Source organism: Streptomyces sp. NPDC025806 (genome assembly GCF_055558275.1).
Genome location: NZ_JBVHMU010000008.1, coordinates 259,966 through 281,317, shown reverse-complemented (window position 1 = coordinate 281,317; position 21,352 = coordinate 259,966). Strand labels below are relative to the sequence as shown.

Below are 21,352 nucleotides of genomic sequence, written 5' to 3'. Positions count from 1 at the left end.
CCGGCCATCGACATGGGGGACGCATGCCCGACGTACCGAACGAGCAGCACGACAACGTTCCGAGCAGGCAGCGCCGGCGCTTCCCGGGGATCTCCTCGCGGGCGTACGAGCACCCGGCGGACCGCTCGGCCCTCGTCGCCCTGCGCAAGCTGAGCGGTTTCGACACGGTCTTCAAGGCGCTGAGCGGGCTGCTGCCCGAGCGGAGCCTGCGTCTGCTGTTCCTGTCGGACTCGGTGCGGGTGTCCGACGAGCAGTTCGCGCATCTGAACGCGATGCTGCGGGACGCCTGCTACATCCTGGACCTGGAGAAGGTCCCGCCGATGTACGTGAACCAGGACCCGCAGCCGAACGCGATGTGCATCGGTCTGGACGAGCCGATCATCGTGGTGACGACGGGTCTCGTCGAGCTGCTCGACGAGGAGGAGATGCGGGCCGTGGTGGGCCACGAGGTCGGGCACGCGCTGTCCGGGCACTCGGTCTACCGGACGATCCTGCTGTTCCTGACGAGCCTGGCGCTGCGCGTGGCGTGGATCCCGCTGGGCAATCTCGCGATCATGGCGATCGTGACGGCGCTGCGCGAGTGGTTCCGCAAGTCCGAGCTGTCGGCGGACCGCGCGGGTCTCCTGGTCGGCCAGGACCTCCAGGCGTCGATGCGCGGCCTGATGAAGATCGCGGGCGGCAACCACCTGCACGAGATGAACGTGGACGCGTTCCTGAAGCAGGCCGAGGAGTACGAGGCCGGGGGCGATCTGCGCGACTCGGTCCTGAAGATCCTCAACGTGATGCCGCGCTCGCACCCGTTCACGACGGTGCGGGCCGCCGAGCTGAAGAAGTGGTCCGAGACGCGGGACTACCAGCGGCTGATGGACGGGCACTACCCGCGCCGCAGCGAGGACAAGGAAACGAAGGTGTCGGACTCGTTCCGCGAGTCGGCCGCGCACTACACGGACCACGTGAAGAACTCGAAGGACCCGCTGATGAAGCTGGTCAGCGACCTCGCGGGCGGTGCGGGCGACCTGGGCGGCCGGGTGCGGCGCGGCTTCGGGAACTTCGGCGCGAACGGCTCCGGGAACGGGAACGGGAACGGCGGGGGCAACAGCGGGAATCACGGCACCGACGAGGACGAGTGATCCGCAGGCCTGCGGGCCCGGGGAGCGGGTTCAGGGCTTGAGGGACGGCTGGGCGCCCGGTGCGAGCGCCCCGCACAGCGCGGCCGGGCCGCCCGTCGCGTACGGGTCGGTGCCGGCCGGGCGGTCCTGCTCCCCGGAGCGTCCGGCGCGCTGCCCGGCGAGCAGCGGGTGCAGCCGGGCGGCGGAGTCCGTGGCGCAGGCGAGCGGTCCGGCCTGGACGGTGGAGGCGAGCAGTTCGGCGGTGCGGCCGCGCAGGTCGTCGCGGTCGAAGCGGAAGTGCACGGCGCGGCGCACGGTGAACAGGGAGACGCGGGCGTGCGGGCCGCCGTGGGCGGGGCGCAGGGCGTAGACGAAGGTGTGGTCGGAGAGGACGTCGAGGCTGTTGGCGTCGCTCTCGTCGACGTCGAGGGTGCCGTGGACGCGGATGCCGGGGCCGGCGAGGCGGACCTGGTCGGGGTCGAAGCGCAGCAGCCAGCCGGTGGCGGCGTAGCGCCCGTCGGCGGCGGGGCGGGCGAGGCTGCGGTCGAACTGGGGCAGTTGCTGGGGGTCGACGAGGGCGCGGACGGGCCGGACGGCTCCCCCGGTGAGGACGTCGGGGTCGAGCATGGAGGCGACGAGGTACTGCTTGGCGAGGTCGAGGGCGGTGCGGACCTGGCCGTCGGAGAAGTGGGCGGTGCCGGGGGTGTCGCGGGGTTCGTCGATGCCGTCGGCCGCGGTGGCGAACGAGGCGGCGGGGCTGTGCGCGAGGAGCTCGGCGGCGCCGTCGGCGCCGGGGACGGGGCCGCTGGGCGCGAGGGGTATGACGGTCATGCGGAGCGGGTCGACGTGCCGGGCACCGAGGGGCGCGGTCCGGTAGGGGCTGCGGACGCCCATGTAGATGGCGGTGCCGAAGGCGAGCAGGACGAGGACGACGAGGAGGACGGCCTGGCGGGTCAGGCCGCGGCGCAGGGTGGGGGTGCGGCGGACGGCCGGGGTGTGGTCGTCGATGCGCTCGTCGGCGGAGAACTCCTGGAGGCGGGCAGCGCGTATGAACGATTCGTCGAACACGACGGATCGGTATTCGTCCTCGCTCGCTCCGCCACCGCCCGGGGCGCCGTCCGGCGTCCCCTCCGGTGGGTCTCCTGGCCCGCTCATACCTTCAGGGTAGGTCGCGGCGCGGTCCGGTAAACGTCATGGGCGGCTCCGCTGCGGGGCCCTGGTGTGCGGCCCGGTCGCGCGGCTGCGTCTCCGCCGGCCGGGGTGGGGTCAGGGGGTGCGCGGGACGGCGGAGACGGCGGGCCGGGAGGGGGCGGCGGAGGCGGAGGGGCGGGCCGGGAGGTTCTTCTCCAGCTCGGTCGTGGCGGGCGGCGGTACGCGGTCGTCGGAGCGGCCGGCGGAGGCGCCGCGGTAGACGGCGGTGAAGGCGAGGGCGACCATGCCGATGCCCATGAGGAGGGCGAGGGCCCAGGCGACGGGGCGGCGCCAGCGGGTCATGCCGCCGGAGTAGGGGCCGGTGCGGCCGTCCCGGTCGAGCTCTTCCTCGTAGAGGTCGTCGGCGTCGTCGCGGAAGGGGCCGAACTCGCCGGTGTCGTCGTAGCCGTAGCCGTCGTCGTGGAAGTCGTCGTCGCGGGCGCGGCGGGTGCGGGCGCGGCGGGCCTCGGCCTCCTGGGCCTCGGCGCGGGCCTGGGCCGCGGCGAGCAGGCGCTCGACCGCGGTGGGCTCGTGGACCTCGGCGCTTCGCACGAAGTCCTCGTCGAAGACCACGGAGGCGAACTCTTCGTCCCAGCCCCCGCGGTCGTGGTCGTCGTCGGGCTCCCAGCCGTCCGGGGACGGCGTGCCCCCCACGTCCTCCGGCACCCGACCAGAGTAGACCGGAAGGGTCAATTTGGGCAGACGGTAAGGGAATTCACCGGAATTCCCCGCCGCCTGCCCCGGGTCCGCACAGGTCAGCGGATGTGGCCGTCGCCGGTGACGATGTACTTGGTGCTGGTCAGCTCGGGCAGGCCCATGGGGCCGCGGGCGTGCAGCTTCTGGGTGGAGATGCCGATCTCGGCGCCGAAGCCGAACTGGCCGCCGTCGGTGAAGCGTGTCGAGGCGTTCACGGCGACGGTGGTGGAGTCGACGAGCTGGGTGAAGCGGCGGGCGGCCTGCTGCGAGGTGGTGACGATGGCCTCGGTGTGGCCGGAGGACCACAGGCGGATGTGCTCGACGGCCTTGTCGAGGTCGTCGACGACGGCGGCGGCGATGTCGTAGGAGAGGTACTCGGTGTCCCAGTCCTCGGGGGTCGCCTCGACGACGGTGGCCTTGGAGGCGTCCGCGTAGGCGAGGATCCGCGGGTCGGCGTGGACGGTGACGCCGGCGTCGGCGAGGGCGTCGAGGGCGCGGGGCACGAACGCGTCGGCGATGTCGCGGTGGACGAGGAGGGTCTCCGCCGCGTTGCACACCGAGGGGCGCTGGGCCTTGGAGTTGATCAGGATGTCGACGGCCATGTCGAGGTCGGCGGTGGCGTCGACGTAGACGTGGCAGTTGCCGGTGCCGGTCTCGATGACGGGGACCGTGGAGTTCTCGACGACGTTCTTGATGAGCGAGGCGCCGCCGCGCGGGATGAGGACGTCGACGAGGCCCCGGGCGCGCATGAGCTCGGTGACGGAGTCGCGGGACTCGCCGGGCACGAGCTGGACGGCGTCGGCGGGCAGTCCGGAGCCGCCGACGGCGTCGCGCAGGACGCGGACGAGCGCGGTGTTGGACTCGTAGGCGGAGGAGCTGCCGCGCAGCAGTACCGCGTTGCCCGACTTGAGGCAGAGGGCGGCGGCGTCGACGGTGACGTTGGGCCGGGCCTCGTAGATGATGCCGACGACGCCGAGGGGGACGCGGACCTGACGCAGGTCGATGCCGTTGGGCAGGGTGTTGCCGCGGACGACCTGGCCGACGGGGTCGGGCAGGGCGATGACGTCGCGGACGTCGGAGGCGATGGCGCGGATCCGCTCGGCGGTGAGGGTGAGCCGGTCGATGATCGACTCGCTGGTGCCGGCCTCGCGGGCCTTGGCGATGTCCTTGGCGTTGGCCTCGATGATCTCGGCCGTACGGACTTCGAGGGCGTCGGCGATGGCGCCGAGGGCGTCGTCCTTCTCCGCGCGCGGCAGGGAGGCGATGTCGTGGGCGGCGGCGCGGGCGCGGTAGGCGGCCTGCGTGACCGGGGTCATCGAGTCGTACGGGTTGAGCGTCATACCCCGCAGGGTACTGGGCACGGCGGTGTGTCCAGCCGCTGTTCCGGGGGGTGAGACATGGCCGAAAACGGGTGCGGCCCGGGCCCGTCAGAAGGGGTGGATGCCGACCGGGGTCGCGGGGAGCGGTCCGTAGCCGGCGGCGATGCGCTGGTGGTAGGTGGTGCGGTCGATGACCTCCAGGCCGACGATCTCCCAGGGGGGCAGGCGGGAGGTCCGGCGGTGCTCGCCCCACAGGCGCAGGGCGACGGCGGCCGCGTCGTGCAGGTCGCGGGCCTCTTCCCAGTAGCGGATCTCGGCGTGGTCGGCGGCGTAGCGGCTGGTCAGCAGGAAGGGGTGGTCGTGGGCGAGCTGCTCCAGGGCGCGGCGGACCTCGGCGATCGGGGCCTCGGCGCCGGAGACGCTGAGGGTGACGTGCCACAGGCGGGGGCCCTCGTCGGTGGTCCCGGCGCTGTCGGCGGGGGTGTCCGGGGCCGGGGTCTGGGCGGGGGTCTGGGCGGGGAAGGTCTCCCCCGCGGTCACGCTCGTCAGCGTCCGCTCCGCCGTCCCTCGGGACGTCGCCCCCGGGCGCGCTCGTCTCACGACGGCCTCCTTTGCGCAATGGTCGTGCGGACTGGCTGCGTTGGTACCCCTGCAAAGAGTTGAGCAGGCGACAGAGCTTCGTGGGGCGGTTTTGGGGAAGGTCCCCCGCGGGGGGCAGGCTTTCGGCCGCCCGTCCGGGCTGTTTCGAAGGTCCGGCCCGGCCGTTTCGAAGGTTCGGCCGGGCCGTCGTGAGGGTCTTGCGAGGGTTCAGGGGCGCAGCAGGACGAGGTCGTCCCGGTGCACGACCTCGCGCTCGTAGGCGGGGCCGAGGTCGCGGGCGAGCTCGCGGGTGGAGCGGCCGATCAGCTGGGGGATCTCCTTGGCGTCGAAGTTGACGAGGCCGCGGGCGACGGCCCGGCCGGTCTCGTCGCGCAGTTCGACGGGGTCGCCGGCGCTGAACTCGCCCTCGACGGCCGCGATGCCCGCGGGCAGCAGCGAGGTGCGCCGCTCGACGACGGCCCGTACGGCGCCGGCGTCGAGGGTGAGGGCGCCCTGCGGGGTGGAGGCGTGCTGGAGCCAGAGGAGGCGGTCGGCGCTGCGGCGGCCGGTGCGGTGGAAGTAGGTGCCGGTGTCGCGGGCGGCGAGGGCGTCGGCGGCGTGCGAGGCGGAGGTCAGTACGACGGGGATGCCGGCCGCGGCGGCGATGGAAGCGGCCTCGACCTTGGTGACCATGCCGCCGGTGCCGACGCCGGCCTTCCCGGCGGAGCCGATCTTGACGTGCGCTATGTCGGCGGGGCCGCGGACCTCGGCGATGCGGGAGGTGCCGGGCTTGCTGGGGTCGCCGTCGTAGAGGCCGTCGACGTCGGAGAGGAGGACGAGGAGGTCGGCGTGGACGAGGTGGGCGACGAGGGCGGCGAGCCGGTCGTTGTCGCCGAAGCGGATCTCGTCGGTGGCGACCGTGTCGTTCTCGTTGACGACCGGGAGGGCGCCCATGGCCAGGAGCTGGTCGAGGGTGCGCGAGGCGTTGCGGTGGTGGGCGCGGCGGGCCATGTCGTCGCTGGTGAGCAGGACCTGGCCGACGCGGACGCCGTAGCGGGCGAAGGAGGCGGTGTAGCGGGCGACGAGGAGGCCCTGGCCGACGCTGGCGGCGGCCTGCTGGCGGGCGAGGTCCTTGGGGCGGCGGGTGAGGCCGAGGGGGGCGAGTCCGGCGGCGATGGCGCCGGAGGAGACGAGCACGATCTCCTTCTCCCCGCCGGAGCGGTGCCGGGCGAGGACGTCGACGAGGGCGTCGACGCGGTCCGCGTCGAGGCCGCCGGCGGCGGTGGTGAGAGAGGAGGAGCCGACCTTGACGACGATCCGGCGGGCGTCCGCCACGCCTTGCCGTGTCGTGCCCGACGCCTCGGTCGTTGCCCCGGTTGTCACGCTTGTTGCCGCCCCTGTTGTTGCCCCTGACATGCTCCGCAATCTACGCGACCGGGCGTCCTGGACGCTTTCCGGTTTCGCAGAGCGGACACCGTGACGCACAGCAGTCGCACAGTTGTGTGACCAGAATGCCGCCCCCACGTTCTGTACGTTTTATCCATTTTACTGGTGATTGGTGTCACGGAAGATTGCTACGGGGGCACCGAAAGTCATACGGTCTGTGGTCAGCGTTCTTCCGACGGGCCCCCAACCCGCCGGTTCCACACCCCACACGCCTCCCCCACCCTCGAATTCCTGCCAGGAGCCCAGCCCGTGCCCTCCGCCGGCCTTGCCCCCCGCCGCATCCTGCAGCTCTCCGCGCTGTTCGCGATGTTCGCGCTCTATGCGGCCCAGCTCGTCAGTGCGCTCGTGCCCCACGTGCCACTGTTCGTGGCCACGAGCGCGGCCGGCCTCGCCCTCGACGTGTATCTGCAGTACCGGCAGCCGGGCCTGCTCTCGCTCCTGGGCAAGGTCCGCTTCGACGTCACCGTGCGCCAGCTGCTGCGCGACATGCTGATCCTCGTCGGCCTGCTGCGCATCGACGGCATCGAGCCGCTCGGCGAGCAGGCCCCGCTGCTGATCGCGCTGCTCTGCGTGTACGTGCTGCACTTCGCGTGCCAGGCCGCCGCGGTCCTGGTCCGCCGGCGCCGCCAGCTGCCGATCGTCACGCGCAACATCGACACCTCGGCCCTGCGCCTGTCCTCGGCCCCGCCGCGGATCCTGTCGCGCCGCTCCAGCCACCGCCTGCTGACGTTCTCGATCCCCGCCACCGCGGGCCTGCTCGTGACGGCGGCCACGACGAACGCGCTGTGGGGCGGCATCGGCATCGGCATCGCGCTCGCCCTGTTCCTCGGCGGAACGTTCTACCTGGCGACCTGGCTGCTTCCGAAGAAGCGCCGGCTCTCCGACGAGCAGGTCATGGAGTGGCTGGACAACTGGCTGGCCGCCTACCGGCCGACCGTCGCCATGTACTTCTCGGGCGGCACGACCTCCGCGTACCAGGCGAACATGTGGCTCTCCACGCTCGCCGACGTCGACGGCAAGCCGCTGATCGTGCTGCGCGAGCGCTTCATGGTGAACAAGATCGACGCCACCGACGTGCCGATCATCTGCTTCCCCAAGGTCGCCACGATGTTCTCCCTGGAGAACTCGACGCTGAAGATGATGCTGCACCCGGCGAACGCCGCGAAGACCTCCCAGGTGCTGCGCATCCCGACGATCAAGCACGCGTTCATCAACCACGGCGAGTCCGACAAGCTGAGCTCCTGCAACCCGTACGCGAAGGCGTACGACGAGGTGTGGGTGGCGGGCCCCGCGGCCCGCGACCGCTACCAGCAGGCCGACGTCGGCGTCGAGGACAAGGACGTCGTGGAGGTGGGCCGCCCGCAGCTGTCGCCGATCGAGATCGGCACGGGCGCCGCGCAGGACAAGCCCTTCACCACCGTGCTGTACGCCCCCACCTGGGAGGGCTGGGACGGCAACCCGGGCAACACCTCGGTCGTCCTGGCCGGTGAGAACATCGTGCGGCACCTGCTCGCCGACGACCGGGTCCGGCTGATCTACAAGCCGCACCCGATGACCGGCTCGCAGGTCCCCGCCGCGGGCGCCGCCAACGAGCGCATCAAGGCGATGATCCTGGAGGCGAACACCCGCCGCTCCGGGGCCCGGCCCGACGCCCGCGCCGCCGCCGAGCTGACCGAGCGCGCCGCCGAGCTGCACCGGCTGACCTCCACCTCGTTCCGCTCCAGCGCGGACGAGATGGAGCGCATGATGCTGCAGGGCGAGCCCGACCCGGGCCGCAGCGCCGCCGTGCGCGCGGCGACCACCGCGTGGGAAGAGGCGTACTGGGCGTCGTTCCCCGAGTGGGAGCACCTGATCGTCACCGAGGCCCGCCCGGCGATCTTCACCTGCTTCAACCAGGCGGACGTGCTGATCTCCGACGTCTCCTCGGTCGTCTCCGACTGGCTGAGCAGCGAGAAGCCGTACGCCGTCGCGAACACCTCCGGCCTGTCGGAGTCCGAGTTCCGGCTCGGCTTCCCGACCGTGAGCGCCGCGACGATCCTCACGCCCGAGGCCGTCGAGGTGCCCCGGCTGCTCGCGACCGTCCGCGGCGAGACCGAGGACGTGTACGCCGAGGCCCGCCTGGAGCTGAAGGAGCACCTGCTGGGCCCGTCGGACCCGCCGTCGATCGACCGGTTCAACGGCGCGGTGCGCGCCCTGTGCGGTCGCGCCGACGAGCGCCGGGTGCGGACCGAGGCCCGGGAGGCCGCGGAGATTCCGATACAACGCGACGATTCCCCCGCAGAGCCGATGACCCTGGTCGACGAGGACGCGCCGGAGAACACGGTCGCCGGCTGACCTCGCGGAACGTGAAGGGGGCGGGGGGGGGGGGGGGGGGGGGGCGCGGGGGGGGCCCCCCGGGGGGGGGGGCGGGGGGCGGCGCCGGGGGGCGGGGCCGGCGGGGCGCCGCGCCGGGGGGGGGGGGGGGGGGGCGCCCCCCCCGGCCCCCCCCCCCGCCCCGCCCGCCCCGGCGGGGCGGCGCCCCCCCCCCCCCCCCCCCCCCGCCCCCCCCCCCGCCCCCTTCTTCGTGCCCTCGGTCAGGCGTGCGGGTGCCTCCGGGCGCGCCAGGCGGAGTCGATCATCTCGTCGATGCCGTGCCGGGCGCTCCAGCCGAGTTCGGCGCGGATGCGGTCGGCGGCGGCCACGACCCGGGCCGGGTCGCCGGGGCGGCGCGCGGTGACCTCGGCGACGACCGAGTCCCGGCCGGTGATCTTGAGGATGCGGTCCACCATCTCTCGTACGGAGGCGCCCTCGCCGCGGCCGATGTTCAGGGTGAGCGCGGTGCCCTCGGCGGCGTCCGCCAGGCGGCGGGCGGCGGCGAGGTGGGCGGAGGCGATGTCCTCGACGTGGATGTAGTCGCGCACGCAGGTGCCGTCGGGGGTGGCGTAGTCGTCGCCGAAGATCAGCGGCGGGGCGCCGGCCTCCAGCTTCTCGAAGACCATCGGGATCAGGTTGAACGCGCCGGTGTCGGCCAGCTCCGGTGCGGCGGCGCCCGCGACGTTGAAGTAGCGCAGCGACGCGGCCCGCAGTCCGTGGGCCCGGGCAGCCGCCGCGATCAGCCACTCCCCCGCGAGCTTGGTCTCGCCGTACGGGCTGATCGGCCGGCAGTCGGTGTCCTCGGTGACGAGGTCGACATCGGGCATCCCGTAGACGGCGGCCGACGAGGAGAAGACGAGGCGGTCGACGCCGGTCGCGGCCATCGACTCCAGCAGGACCTGGAGTCCCGTGACGTTCTCCCGGTAGTAGTGCAGCGGTCGCTCGACGGACTCGGCGACCCGCTTCTTGCCCGCGATGTGCACGACCCCGGCCACCGCGTGCTCGCGCAGCGTGCGCTCCAGGAGCGGGCCGTCCAGGACGCTGCCGACCACCAGGGGCACGTCGCCGGGCACGCGCTCGCGCAGCCCCGTCGACAGGTCGTCGTAGACGACGACGTCCTGACCGCCGGTGCGCAGCGCGCGGACGACATGCGCGCCGATGTACCCGGCGCCGCCCGTGACGAGCCAGTTCATACGTCTCCCTTCCGTGGTGACCGATGGGTGCGACTGTGCCATATCGCCGGTGCGCAACGACCGTCACCTTCACGGGCGGCGCGCCTTGAGCGGCCTGAGGTTGTCGCACGACGTGCGAAGGGGCGGGCCCGGAGGAGAGATCCTCCGGGCCCGCCCCTTCGCACGTACCGGCTTCACCGACGCCGGTATCTGCTCTAGAAGGGCTCGAAGCCCTCGTACTCCTGCTGCGCCTCGTCCCGCTCCGCCTGCCGGTCGCGGCGGCGCTGGGCAGCCGGGCGCGGGGCCTCGAAGCGGTGGTCCTCGCCACGGCGGCCGAGCATCTCGGCGCCCGCCGTCACGGACGGCTCCCAGTCGAAGACGACCGCGTTCTCCTCGGGGCCGATGGCGACGCCGTCGCCGTTGCGGGCGCCGGCCTTCATCAGCGAGTCCTCGACGCCGAGGCGGTTGAGCCGGTCGGCGAGGTAGCCGACGGCCTCGTCGTTGTTGAAGTCGGTCTGGCGCACCCAGCGCTCCGGCTTCTCGCCGCGCACGCGGAACAGCGGCTCGCCGCCGACCTCCTCGCGGACCACGGTGAAGCCCGCGTCGTCCACGGCCTTCGGACGGATGACGACCCGGGTCGACTCCTCCTTGGGCTGCGCGGCACGGTGCGCGGCCACCAGCTCGGCCAGCGCGAACGACAGCTCCTTGAGGCCCTTGTGGGCGACGGCGGACACCTCGAAGACGCGGTAGCCCCGCTCCTCCAGGTCCGGCCGGACCATCTCGGCGAGGTCCTGGCCGTCGGGCACGTCGATCTTGTTGAGGACGACGACACGCGGCCGGTCCTCCAGGCCCGCGCCGTACTCCCGGAGCTCCGCCTCGATGATGTCCAGGTCGGAGACCGGGTCACGGTCGGACTCGAGGGTCGCCGTGTCGAGGACGTGCACCAGCACGCTGCACCGCTCGACGTGGCGCAGGAACTCCAGGCCGAGGCCCTTGCCCTGGCTGGCGCCGGGGATCAGACCGGGCACGTCGGCGACCGTGTAGACGGTGGAGCCGGCGGTGACCACGCCCAGGTTCGGGACCAGGGTCGTGAACGGGTAGTCGGCGATCTTCGGCTTGGCGGCCGAGAGCACCGAGATCAGCGAGGACTTGCCGGCGCTCGGGTAGCCGACGAGCGCCACGTCCGCGACGGTCTTCAGCTCCAGGACGACGTCCTGCACGTCGCCGGGAACACCGAGGAGGGCGAAGCCGGGGGCCTTGCGGCGGGCCGAGGCCAGCGCCGCGTTGCCGAGGCCGCCGCGGCCGCCCTGGGCGGCGACGTAGGTGGTGCCCTGGCCGACGAGGTCCGCCAGCACGTTGCCCTGCGCGTCGAGGACGACGGTGCCGTCCGGCACGGGCAGGATCAGGTCCTGGCCGTCCTTGCCGGAGCGGTTGTCGCCCGCGCCGGGCGCGCCGTTGGTCGCCTTGCGGTGCGGGGAGTGGTGGTAGTCGAGGAGCGTCGTGACGTCCTGGTCGACGACCAGGATCACGTCGCCGCCACGGCCGCCGTTGCCGCCGTCGGGGCCGCCGAGCGGCTTGAACTTCTCCCGGTGTACGGAGGCACAGCCGTGGCCCCCGCTACCCGCGGCGACATGCAGCTCGACGCGGTCCACGAAGGTGGTCATGGTTCAGTGCCTCCAGATACGAACGGAATGTCTCTACTTCAACACGCGAAAGGCGGACCCGCTTCCCCGCAGGGAAGTGAGGTCCGCCTCGCGAAAATCCGGGTCAGAAAAGCCGTCAGGCGATTCAGGCGACCGGGACGATGTTCACGACCTTGCGGCCGCGGTGGGTACCGAACTCCACCGCACCGGCGGCGAGAGCGAACAGCGTGTCGTCCTTGCCACGGCCGACGGAGTTGCCCGGGTGGAAGTGGGTGCCACGCTGGCGGACCAGGATCTCACCGGCGTTGACGACCTGACCGCCGAAGCGCTTCACGCCGAGCCGCTGAGCATTGGAGTCGCGACCGTTCCGAGTGGACGATGCGCCCTTCTTGTGTGCCATCTTGTCTCAGTCCCTTACTTCGCAGCCGCGGGGATCTCAGTGACCTTGATCGCCGTGTACTGCTGGCGGTGGCCCTGACGACGGCGGTAGCCGGTCTTGTTCTTGTAGCGAAGGATGTCGATCTTCGCGCCCTTGTGGTGGTCCACGACCTCGGCCTGGACCTTGATGCCGGCCAGCACCCACGGGTCGCTGGTCACGGACTCGCCGTCCACGACGAGCAGGGTCGAGAGCTCGACCGTGTCGCCGACCTTGGCGGTGGAAATCTTGTCAACCTCAACGATGTCGCCGACAGCAACCTTGTGCTGGCGACCACCGCTGCGCACGATGGCGTACACGCGGAACTCTCTCTCGCTCGGAACGGGACCCCCGCAGTCCAGCCGCACGAGGCAGCCTCTCCGGCCCCGAAGAAATCTTCGAAGATCCCGGAGGAAAAAGGTTTACGGGAGTGAGGCGAGTCCGATGGACACGCCGACGGTCAAGATTACGGGTCCTCCACTACCGGGTCAAACTCGGCCCAGCAAGAGCGCCCCGCCGGGCCCCGGGGACGCGGGAGAACCAGAACGCCCCCGCACAGCCGAGCTGTGCGGGGGCGTTCCGAACCGGGCCGAGTCCTACGACTCGTCGGCGACAGCCGCAGCCGTCTTCTTCGCGGCCGTCTTCTTGGTCGCGGTCTTCTTCGTGGTGGCGGCCTTCTTCGCCGTCGTCTTCTTGGCGGCCGTCTTCTTGGTGGCCGCCTTCTTCGTCGTCGCGGCCTTCTTGGCCGTCGCCTTCTTGGCCGTCTTACGGGCCGTCTTCTTGGCGGCGGGCGCCTCGGCCTCCTCCGCGGCGGCCGGCTCCTCCGTGGCCGCGGGGACGACCATGACGGCCGTCTCCTCGGGCGCGGTGGGCGCGGTGGCCTTGCGGACGGCGCGGCGGCGCGGACGGGCCGGGGCGGCGGCCTCGGCCGGCTCCGACTCGGCCACGACGGGCTCCGGCTCCTTGACGGCTTCCTTGACCGGCTCCGTGACGGTCACCACGACGTCCTCGGCGGACGCCTTCGGCGAACCGGCGGGGGCGCTGGCCTTGCGCACGGCCCGGCGACGGGCACGCGGCGCGGGCGCCGCCTCGGGCTCGACGGTGGGCTCGGCGACAGGCTCGGGCTCGGCGACGGGCGCGACCGGCTCGGCCTGCGCGACGACCGGCTCCGGAGCCGGAGCGGCAGGCGCACCGGACGGGGCCGACGCACGGCGCGTGGCGCGGCGGCGCGAGCGGCCACGACCGGCCGCGGCCTCCGCCTCGGCGGGGCTGGAGTACAGCTCCTCGTCGGGCCGGAAGTCGGGCTCGGGCAGCGCCGTCGGCTCGGCGGCCTCGGCGGCGACCTCGGCCTCCGTCTCGACGACCTCGGCGGCCTCGGTCTGCGCCGCCTCGTGCTCGTGCGTGTGCTCACCGGCGCCGGCGCCACGACCGCGCTTCTTGCGCTTGCCGCCGCCACCGCCACCGACGGAGGTCGGCTGCTCCATGTGCACGATCACGCCGCGGCCGTTGCAGTGCACGCAGGTCTCGGAGAAGGACTCCAGGAGGCCCTGGCCGACCCGCTTGCGGGTCATCTGGACCAGGCCCAGCGAGGTGACCTCGGCGACCTGGTGCTTCGTACGGTCCCGGCCGAGGCACTCGAGCAGGCGCCGCAGGACGAGGTCGCGGTTGGACTCCAGGACCATGTCGATGAAGTCGATGACGACGATGCCGCCCAGGTCGCGCAGCCGCAGCTGGCGCACGATCTCCTCGGCCGCCTCCAGGTTGTTCCTGGTCACGGTCTCTTCGAGGTTGCCGCCCTGGCCGGTGAACTTACCGGTGTTGACGTCGACGACGATCATCGCCTCGGTCTTGTCGATCACCAGGGAGCCGCCGGAGGGCAGCCACACCTTGCGGTCGAGCGCCTTGGCGAGCTGCTCGTCGATCCGGTACGTCGCGAAGACGTCGACCTCGGAGGTCCACTTCGACAGCCGGTCGGACAGGTCGGGCGCCACGTGGTTCACGTAGCCGTGGATGGTCTCCCAGGCCTCGTCACCGCTGACGATGACCTTGGAGAAGTCCTCGTTGAAGATGTCGCGCACGACGCGGACGGTCATGTCCGGCTCGCCGTACAGCAGGCTCGGCGACGAGGTCGAGATCTGCTGGGACTTCTTCTGGATGTCCTCCCACTGGGCCTGCAGACGCTCGACGTCACGGCGCAGCTCGTCCTCGCTCGCGCCCTCGGCGGCGGTGCGCACGATGACGCCCGCGTCCTCGGGGACGATCTTCTTGAGGATGGTCTTCAGGCGCGCGCGCTCGGTGTCGGGCAGCTTGCGGCTGATGCCGGTCATCGAGCCCTCGGGCACGTAGACCAGGTAGCGGCCGGGCAGCGAGACCTGGCTGGTCAGGCGGGCGCCCTTGTGGCCGATCGGGTCCTTGGTGACCTGGACCAGGACGGACTGGCCGGACTTGAGGGCGGTCTCGATGCGGCGCGGGCCGTTGGCCAGGCCGAGCGCCTCGAAGTTGACCTCACCGGCGTACAGCACCGCGTTGCGGCCCTTGCCGATGTCGATGAAGGCGGCCTCCATGGACGGCAGCACGTTCTGGACCTTGCCCAGGTACACGTTGCCGACGTACGAGGTCGACTGCTCCTTGTTGACGTAGTGCTCGACGAGGATGTTGTCCTCGAGCACGCCGATCTGGGTGCGTTCGCCGTTCTGGCGGACGACCATCACGCGCTCGACGGCCTCACGGCGGGCCAGGAACTCGGCCTCGGTGATGATCGGGACGCGGCGGCGGCCCTGCTCGCGGCCCTCGCGGCGGCGCTGCTTCTTGGCCTCCAGGCGCGTGGAGCCCTTGATGGACTGCACCTCGTCGACGGAGACGGGCTTGTCGTCCTTCTTGCGGGGCTCGCGGACCTTGACGACGGTGCGCTCGGGGTCGTCGGTGCCCGCCTCGGTGTCCGTGGCGGCGTCACCGGCGCGACGGCGGCGGCGGCGACGGCGACGGCTGCTGCTGGAGCCGCCGGAGCCGTCCTGCTCGTCGGCCGCGTCCTCGTGCTCCTCGGCGTCCTGCTCCTCGGTGTCCTCGTCCTCGCCCTCCTCGTCGGCGGAGGCCTCGGAGTCGCTGTCGGAGTCGGCGGACTCGCCGCGGCGACGGCGACGGCCCCCGCGACGGCGACGGCGGGTGGGCCGCTCGTCGTGCTCGTCGTGGTCGTCGTGCTCGTCGGCCTGCTCCTCCGGCTCCTCCACCTCGGCCTCGGCCTCGGTGTCGGCGGCGGGCTCGGCCGCGGGCCGGCGGCGCTCGGCGGCCGGCTGCTCGCTCTCGGCGCGGCGGCGACGGCGGCGGCGCGGCGTCTGCTCCTCCTCGACGGCGGCGAGCTGCGCGGGCTCGGCCACGACCTCGGTCTCGACCTCGGCCTCCGGCTCGGGCACCTCGGCGGCCTCGGCGGCGGCCGCGGCGGCGGCGCGCTCGGGCGTCTGGAACATCGGCTCGGTGAAGACCGGCGCCTGGAACACGGCGACGGACGGACGCTTCGGGCGACCGCCCTCGGAGTCGCCCTTGGCACGGTCCTGCTTCGAGCTGCGGGGCTCGGCGAAACCGCCGGCGGCCTTGCGGGTGGCGCGGCGACGGCCGCGGCGCGGGCCGGTCTCCTCGGCGGGCTCGGCGGCGGGCGCGGGCTCCTCGGCGACCGGCTCGGCGGCCTGGACGGCCTCGGGCGCGGACACCGTACGGGTGGCGCGGCGACGGCCGCGGCGCGGGGCCGCGTCCTCGGCGGCGGGCTCCTCGGCGGCCTCGGCCTGCTCCGGGGCGGCGACGGGCTCGGCGGCCGGGGCGGCCTCGGCCTGCGCGGGGGTCTCGGGGGCGGCGACGGCGCGGGTGGCGCGGCGGCGGCGACGCGGGGCGGGCTCCTCGGCGGGCGTCTCGACCGGCTCGGGCGCGGCGACGGCCTCGGCGGGGGCGCTCTCGGTGACCTGCGCGGCCTCGGCGGCCTCGGTGGCCTCCGGGGCGGTGACGGCGCGGGTCGCACGGCGGCGACGGCGCGGCGCGGGCTCCTCGGCGACCGGCTCGGCGGCCTGGACGGCCTCGGGCGCGGACACCGTACGGGTGGCGCGACGGCGGCGGCGCGGGGCGGGCTCCTCGGCGGCGACGGGCTCGGTGGCGACCGGCTCGGCGGCGGGGGCCTCCTCGGCGACCGGCTCGGCGGCGGCCGGCGCACCGGCGGGCGCGGAGGCACGGCGGGTGGCGCGGCGGCGCGGGCGGGCGGGGGCGGCCTCGGGCTCGGGGGCCTCGGCGACCGGGGTCCCGGCGGCGGCCTCCTCGGCCTCGTCGGCGGTCTCCTCGGTGGTGTCGAGCTCGGGCTCGACAGCGGCTGCGGCCTGCGGCGGTCCGGCGGGGCGCGACGCGGCCCGGCGCCGGCGGCGCGGGGGCAGGGTGTCGCTGGGGCTGTCCGCGGCAGGGGTGGTGGGTTCGGTCGGCTCGGGCATGCGGGTGGATCTCCCGTCAGGCCCCCGGGCGCCGCGCCTGATCCATGACCGGTGACGTCCGCGGCTCACGCGACCGTGTCGATCGCGGTGCCGCCGGTCCGGGGCGCGGGCGCCGCACGGGGGCTCTCTGTCTGTTCTCGCCGGTTCCGGTACGCCATGTACGTACCGGCCTGGCGAAAGTCCTTGGGTGGGTGCGCTGCCCGACCCAGGTGGCTCCCGAGTACGAGGGCGGCGCTACGACGACCGCCTTACGCGGAACCTTCCACGGCAGGCGCCGGCGCGGCGGCAGAACCTGCGGCCCCCGTGTGTGGGGCGGCCTGGTCTGCCTCGCGGTCGGGCGCGAGCGGGTCGGTCACCGTGCCGGTCTCTTCATCGAAAGGCCCCTGCGCCAGCCTGGTCACCGCTGCGGGGACCGGCGGCGCCAGGTCGGCCACGGCGCGGAGACCGGACAGGACGTCGTCGGGTCGAACGGCAGGCGTCACGTGCCGAACAACCAGGCGCAGTATCGCACAGGCCTTGTCGGTGGGCCTATCAACCGGATCATCGGATGCGGCGACGGCTTCCAGGCTCACGACGGCGGACCGGGAGTCGAACGTCCGGATGCCGCTCTTCGTACGCCGCTGGACCTCGACGGTCTCGGCGGCGCGGAACGTCTCGGCGGCCCGTGCCGCCTCCTCGACGCTCACTCCGTCGAGCCGCAGCTCCCACACGGAGGCGGTGAGGCGGTCGGCGAGGCCGGAGGTGCGGGCCTCGACGGCGTCGATGATGTCGAGGCCCACGGGCATCGACTCGTCGAGCAACTGACGGAGCTTCTCGGGGTCGCGCTGCGCGGTGAGCGCGATCTCCAGGTACTCGGCCTCACTGCCCGTGCCGGTGGGTGCGGCATTGGCGTACGACACCTTGGGGTGCGGCGTGAATCCCGCCGAGTACGCCATGGGCACCTCGGCACGGCGCAGCGCACGCTCGAAGGCGCGCTGGAAGTCACGGTGGCTGGTGAACCGGAGGCGGCCGCGCTTGGTGTAGCGCAGTCGGATGCGCTGCACCGCGGGTGCGGGCGGCGGGCCTACGGGCTGTCGCTTGCCCAGTGTCCCTGTCCTTAGTGAATATCGGTCTTCGTGAGAGGGGTCGTACTCCTACCAAGAGTACGTGCCTGCGCGCTGTGAGGTTCCCTGCGGTCCCCGACCTGGGGCTCCGCGGCCCGCTCGGGGCGCTTCGGCGCGCCGAACAGCGCGCGCCGCACCTCGGCCCGGGCCTGCCGGACACTGGCCCGCACCTCGCGGCCGATCCGCGCGGCGGGCCGCCACACGTGGTCCCGTACGGCGTGTCCCAGCGGGGTGAGCACGGCGCGGTACGTCCAGCGGAGGGGTTCGACGAACGTCCAGCGCAGCAGCCGTCCCAGGAACCGGCCGACGGCGCGCGAGATGCGGCCGGCGATGCGCCAGGCGATGGCGAGCGCGTCGATGATCTCCCGGCCGACGACGCGCAGGGCGCGGCCGACGGGGGTGAGGACGTACCGCCACAGGGCGACCAGCGGCACGACGAACACCCAGCGCAGCAGGGTGGCGAGCCCGCGTCCGAGTCCGGCCGCGGCCCAGGCGAGGGCCCGTCCGACCGGTGCGAGGACGTACTGCCACAGCCAGGTCAGCGGGACCATGATCAGCATGCGGCCCAGCCAGGCAAGGCCGTGGCCGAGGGGCGTGAGCACGTACCGCCACAGCGCCACCCAGGGCCACACGAAGAACGCGAGCCCCAGCCACCGCAGCCCCGTCAGCACCGCGCGCCCCAGCGGCACCAGCACATGTGAGTACAGCCACACCGCCGGCGCCACGATCAACGTCCGCGTCAGCCAGGCCAGGCCGTGACCGAGCGGAGTCAGGACATGGGCGTACAGCCATCGCGCCGGGATCGCGATCAGCACCCGGCACAGCCAGGCGAGGGCGCGGCCCAGCATCACGAGCGGCCACACGAGGACGAACCCGAGCAGCAGGCCGAGACCCCGGCCCAGCGGCACGAGCGCCTTCTCGTACAGGAACCGGCCGCTCACCACGAGCGCGTCCCAGACCAGCCGCACCGGCACCACGACGACGAGCGCCACGATGCGCACCGGCAGCCGGATCGCGGCGACGAGGCAGCCCTCGGGCTCGCCGCGCCGCTTCTCCATGTCCGTGCGCTCCATGCCTGTTGAGACGCCGTCACACACGGAACGGATGCACGAAAGGGCCACCGGATCGGGCGTGTCGGTCCACGCGCGTGGACGGGAACCGTCTCGTATAGGCACACTTTGCGCAGTAGAGATCCAGACATTCGGAGGGGAACCCGCATGATCACGCTCACGAAGGAAGACGGCCCGGCGGACCTGGACGGTGTGACCCACCTGTCCATCGGGGTGTCCTGGGACCCCACTTCGGGGAGCAGTGGCGGGGTTCTCGGCGCCCTGCGCCGCAAGCAGGGCACGGACCTCGACCTCATCGCCATAGCGATGTCGGGCAACGACCCGGTGCGCCTCGCGGGCCTCGACTCGCTCGACCCGATGGGCAACGGCTCGCTGGTGCACAGCGGCGACAACCAGACGGGCAAGGGCGAGGGCGACGACGAGACGGTCACCGTCGAGTTCTCGCGGGTTCCGCAGCAGATCACGTCGATCGTGTTCGTGGCCGCGGCGTACAAGAAGGGCAGCGCGTTCAACAAGGCGCGCAACATCAGCTTCAAGGTGTACGACGCGACGGGCGGCAGCACCCAGCAGGTCGCCGACATCTGGCCGAGCCTGCTGACGTCGGACAACGGCTGCGCGGTGGCCAAGGCGATCCGCGTCGGCGCCACCTGGAAGCTCGAGGTCATCAACACGACCGGCAAGATCAAGCAGGGTGACGAGCACGCCCTGATGCGTTTCGCCGTCAGCAAGTAGGTACGGGCCGGGGGCGGGACCCCCGGACACGCGGGAGCCCCCTTCCGGATCGGAAGGGGGCTCCAACGCGTGGGCGGGCGCGGCTACTTCACCTACTTCACCACGGTGAGCGGGAGCAGCTTCTTGCCGGTCGGGCCGATCTGGATGTTCGTGTCCATCGCCGGGCAGACGCCGCAGTCGAAGCACGGGGTCCAGCGGCAGTCCTCGACCTCGGTCTCGTCGAGGGAGTCCTGCCAGTCCTCCCAGAGCCAGTCCTTGTCGAGACCGGAGTCCAGGTGGTCCCAGGGCAGGACCTCCTCGTACGTGCGCTCGCGCGTCGTGTACCAGTCGACATCGATGCCGTACTTGGCGAGCTCCTTGTCGGCGCTCTGCATCCAGCGGTCGTACGAGAAGTGCTCGCGCCAGCCGTCGAAGCGGCCGCCGTCCTCGTAGACGGCGCGGATGACGTCGCCGATGCGGCGGTCGCCGCGGGAGAGGAGGCCCTCGACGATGCCGGGCTTGCCGTCGTGGTAGCGGAAGCCGATGGAGCGGCCGTACTTCTTGTCGCCGCGGATCTTGTCGCGGAGCTTCTCCAGGCGGGCGTCCGTCTCCTCGGCGGAGAGCTGCGGGGCCCACTGGAACGGGGTGTGCGGCTTGGGCACGAAGCCGCCGATGGAGACCGTGCAGCGGATGTCGTTGGACCCGGAGACCTCGCGGCCCTTCTGGATCACGTTCATCGCCATGTCGGCGATCTGCAGGACGTCCTCGTCGGTCTCGGTCGGCAGACCGCACATGAAGTACAGCTTCACCTGCCGCCAGCCGTTGCCGTACGCGGTCGAGACCGTACGGATGAGGTCCTCTTCGCTGACCATCTTGTTGATGACCTTGCGCATGCGCTCACTGCCGCCCTCGGGGGCGAAGGTGAGGCCCGAGCGGCGGCCGTTGCGGGTCAGCTCGTTGGCCAGGTCGACGTTGAACGCGTCGACGCGGGTCGACGGGAGCGACAGGCCGATCTTGTCTTCCTCGTACCGGTCGGCGAGGCCCTTGGCGATCTCGCCGATCTCGGTGTGGTCCGCGGAGGACAGGGACAGCAGGCCGACCTCTTCGAAGCCGGTCGCCTTGAGACCCTTCTCGACCATGTCGCCGATGCCGGTGATGCTTCGCTCCCGCACGGGGCGCGTGATCATGCCGGCCTGGCAGAAACGGCAGCCGCGGGTGCAGCCGCGGAAGATCTCGACGGACATCCGCTCGTGCACCGTCTCGGCGAGCGGCACGAGGGGCTGCTTCGGGTACGGCCACTCGTCGAGGTCCATGACCGTGTGCTTGGACACGCGCCACGGGACGCCCGACTTGTTCGGCACGACGCGGCCGATGCGGCCGTCGGGCAGGTACTCGACGTCGTAGAACGCGGGGATGTACACGTTCCCCGTCTTCGCGAGGCGGAAAAGGACCTCCTCGCGGCCGCCGGGCCGGCCCTCGGCCTTCCACGCGCGGATGATCTCCGTCATGTCGAGCACGGCCTGCTCGCCGTCGCCGATGATCGCGGCGTCGATGAAGTCCGCGATCGGCTCCGGGTTGAACGCCGCGTGGCCGCCCGCGAGGACGATCGGGTCCTCGAGCGTACGGTCCTGGGACCGCAGCGGGATGCCCGCGAGGTCCAGGGCCGTCAGCATGTTCGTGTAGCCCAGCTCGGTGGAGAAGCTGAGGCCGAAGACGTCGAAGGCCTTCACCGGGCGGTGCGAGTCGACCGTGAACTGCGGCACCCCGTGCTCGCGCATCAGGGCCTCGAGGTCCGGCCACACGCTGTACGTGCGCTCGGCGAGGACGCCCTCACGCTCGTTGAGCACCTCGTAGAGGATCATGACGCCCTGGTTGGGCAGACCGACCTCGTAGGCGTCGGGGTACATCAGCGCCCAGCGGACGTCGGAGGACTCCCACGGCTTGACCGTGGAGTTGAGCTCTCCGCCGACGTACTGGATCGGCTTCTGCACATGCGGGAGCAGCGCCTCGAGCTGCGGGAACACAGACTCGACGGCTTGGGGCGCCGCGGCGGCGGCTTCGGCAGGCATAACCGTGGACCTTC

General features: G+C 72.6%; 16 protein-coding genes. 3 read left to right on the top strand and 13 right to left on the bottom strand.

What is annotated here, in order from left to right; genetic code table 11:
* The first annotated feature begins 23 nt into the window (after positions 1–23).
* The gene (locus ACZ4E1_RS20670; protein WP_467541123.1) at positions 24–1,130 is read left to right on the top strand and encodes a M48 family metallopeptidase; all 1,107 of its coding nucleotides are present in this window, start codon (positions 24–26) and stop codon (positions 1,128–1,130) included.
* Between the two features lie 30 nt (positions 1,131–1,160).
* On the opposite strand, the gene ACZ4E1_RS20665 is transcribed toward ACZ4E1_RS20670, so the two are convergent.
* From ACZ4E1_RS20665 to proB, 5 genes are all read right to left on the bottom strand, one after another.
* Positions 1,161–2,264, bottom strand: coding sequence for an SCO2583 family membrane protein (locus ACZ4E1_RS20665; RefSeq protein ID WP_467541120.1), 1,104 nt, complete (start codon positions 2,262–2,264; stop codon positions 1,161–1,163).
* Between the two features lie 111 nt (positions 2,265–2,375).
* Positions 2,376–2,966 carry an SCO2584 family spore wall biosynthesis protein gene (locus tag ACZ4E1_RS20660; protein ID WP_467541118.1) on the bottom strand — a complete coding sequence of 197 codons (591 nt, stop codon included), beginning with the start codon at positions 2,964–2,966 and terminating at the stop codon, positions 2,376–2,378.
* A gap of 89 nt (positions 2,967–3,055) precedes the next feature.
* A complete protein-coding gene (locus ACZ4E1_RS20655) occupies positions 3,056–4,336 on the bottom strand; it encodes a glutamate-5-semialdehyde dehydrogenase (protein ID WP_467541116.1) in 1,281 nt (426 codons plus the stop codon).
* Positions 4,337–4,423: 87 nt separating this feature from the next.
* Complete coding sequence (locus tag ACZ4E1_RS20650) at positions 4,424–4,915, bottom strand: hypothetical protein (RefSeq protein ID WP_467541114.1); 492 nt, start codon at positions 4,913–4,915, stop codon at positions 4,424–4,426.
* 207 nt (positions 4,916–5,122) lie between these two features.
* Positions 5,123–6,229: a glutamate 5-kinase gene (gene proB / locus ACZ4E1_RS20645; protein WP_384628667.1), complete on the bottom strand. Its 1,107-nt coding sequence runs from the start codon at positions 6,227–6,229 to the stop codon at positions 5,123–5,125.
* Positions 6,230–6,589: 360 nt separating this feature from the next.
* Here proB and ACZ4E1_RS20640 point away from each other — a divergent pair, with 360 nt between their 5' ends.
* Positions 6,590–8,674 (top strand): hypothetical protein, encoded by a 2,085-nt coding sequence (locus ACZ4E1_RS20640; protein ID WP_467541112.1) that lies wholly within the window; start codon positions 6,590–6,592, stop codon positions 8,672–8,674.
* Between the two features lie 239 nt (positions 8,675–8,913).
* Here the strand turns inward: ACZ4E1_RS20640 and galE are convergent, their stop codons facing one another.
* The 7 genes from galE to ACZ4E1_RS20605 all read right to left on the bottom strand — a co-directional run bounded on the left by galE (position 8,914) and on the right by ACZ4E1_RS20605 (position 18,546).
* Positions 8,914–9,885, bottom strand: coding sequence for a UDP-glucose 4-epimerase GalE (gene galE, locus ACZ4E1_RS20635; RefSeq protein ID WP_467541110.1), 972 nt, complete (start codon positions 9,883–9,885; stop codon positions 8,914–8,916).
* Between the two features lie 194 nt (positions 9,886–10,079).
* A complete protein-coding gene (gene obgE / locus ACZ4E1_RS20630; protein WP_467541108.1) occupies positions 10,080–11,528 on the bottom strand; it encodes a GTPase ObgE in 1,449 nt (482 codons plus the stop codon).
* Between the two features lie 124 nt (positions 11,529–11,652).
* On the bottom strand, positions 11,653–11,907 hold the full coding sequence (rpmA, locus tag ACZ4E1_RS20625) for a 50S ribosomal protein L27 (RefSeq protein ID WP_188338968.1): 255 nt from the start codon (positions 11,905–11,907) through the stop codon (positions 11,653–11,655).
* 14 nt (positions 11,908–11,921) lie between these two features.
* Complete coding sequence (gene rplU, locus ACZ4E1_RS20620) at positions 11,922–12,242, bottom strand: 50S ribosomal protein L21 (protein WP_166630448.1); 321 nt, start codon at positions 12,240–12,242, stop codon at positions 11,922–11,924.
* Positions 12,243–12,518: 276 nt separating this feature from the next.
* The gene (locus tag ACZ4E1_RS20615) at positions 12,519–16,385 is read right to left on the bottom strand and encodes an Rne/Rng family ribonuclease (RefSeq protein ID WP_467541104.1); all 3,867 of its coding nucleotides are present in this window, start codon (positions 16,383–16,385) and stop codon (positions 12,519–12,521) included.
* A gap of 248 nt (positions 16,386–16,633) precedes the next feature.
* On the bottom strand, positions 16,634–17,428 hold the full coding sequence (locus ACZ4E1_RS20610) for a TIGR03936 family radical SAM-associated protein (RefSeq protein ID WP_467541102.1): 795 nt from the start codon (positions 17,426–17,428) through the stop codon (positions 16,634–16,636).
* Positions 17,429–17,481: 53 nt separating this feature from the next.
* On the bottom strand, positions 17,482–18,546 hold the full coding sequence (locus tag ACZ4E1_RS20605; RefSeq protein WP_467541100.1) for a hypothetical protein: 1,065 nt from the start codon (positions 18,544–18,546) through the stop codon (positions 17,482–17,484).
* Between the two features lie 159 nt (positions 18,547–18,705).
* Here ACZ4E1_RS20605 and ACZ4E1_RS20600 point away from each other — a divergent pair, with 159 nt between their 5' ends.
* Positions 18,706–19,290, top strand: a complete 585-nt coding sequence (locus ACZ4E1_RS20600) for a TerD family protein (protein ID WP_467541098.1) — start codon at positions 18,706–18,708, stop codon at positions 19,288–19,290.
* Positions 19,291–19,382: 92 nt separating this feature from the next.
* Here ACZ4E1_RS20600 and ACZ4E1_RS20595 read toward each other — a convergent pair whose 3' ends face one another.
* Positions 19,383–21,338, bottom strand: coding sequence for a TIGR03960 family B12-binding radical SAM protein (locus ACZ4E1_RS20595; RefSeq protein ID WP_467541096.1), 1,956 nt, complete (start codon positions 21,336–21,338; stop codon positions 19,383–19,385).
* Positions 21,339–21,352: the final 14 nt, after the last annotated feature.

Bases quoted from the DNA above. Each gene is read 5' to 3' on its own strand.
- ACZ4E1_RS20670 (WP_467541123.1), top strand. From the start codon at position 24: ATGCCCGACGTACCGAACGAGCAGCACGACAACGTTCCGAGCAGGCAG.
- ACZ4E1_RS20665 (WP_467541120.1), bottom strand. From the start codon at position 2,264: ATGAGCGGGCCAGGAGACCCACCGGAGGGGACGCCGGACGGCGCCCCG.
- ACZ4E1_RS20655 (WP_467541116.1), bottom strand. From the start codon at position 4,336: ATGACGCTCAACCCGTACGACTCGATGACCCCGGTCACGCAGGCCGCC.
- galE (WP_467541110.1), bottom strand. From the start codon at position 9,885: ATGAACTGGCTCGTCACGGGCGGCGCCGGGTACATCGGCGCGCATGTC.
- obgE (WP_467541108.1), bottom strand. From the start codon at position 11,528: ATGACCACCTTCGTGGACCGCGTCGAGCTGCATGTCGCCGCGGGTAGC.
- rpmA (WP_188338968.1), bottom strand. From the start codon at position 11,907: ATGGCACACAAGAAGGGCGCATCGTCCACTCGGAACGGTCGCGACTCC.
- ACZ4E1_RS20615 (WP_467541104.1), bottom strand. From the start codon at position 16,385: ATGCCCGAGCCGACCGAACCCACCACCCCTGCCGCGGACAGCCCCAGC.
- ACZ4E1_RS20605 (WP_467541100.1), bottom strand. From the start codon at position 18,546: ATGGAGAAGCGGCGCGGCGAGCCCGAGGGCTGCCTCGTCGCCGCGATC.
- ACZ4E1_RS20600 (WP_467541098.1), top strand. From the start codon at position 18,706: ATGATCACGCTCACGAAGGAAGACGGCCCGGCGGACCTGGACGGTGTG.
- ACZ4E1_RS20595 (WP_467541096.1), bottom strand. From the start codon at position 21,338: ATGCCTGCCGAAGCCGCCGCCGCGGCGCCCCAAGCCGTCGAGTCTGTG.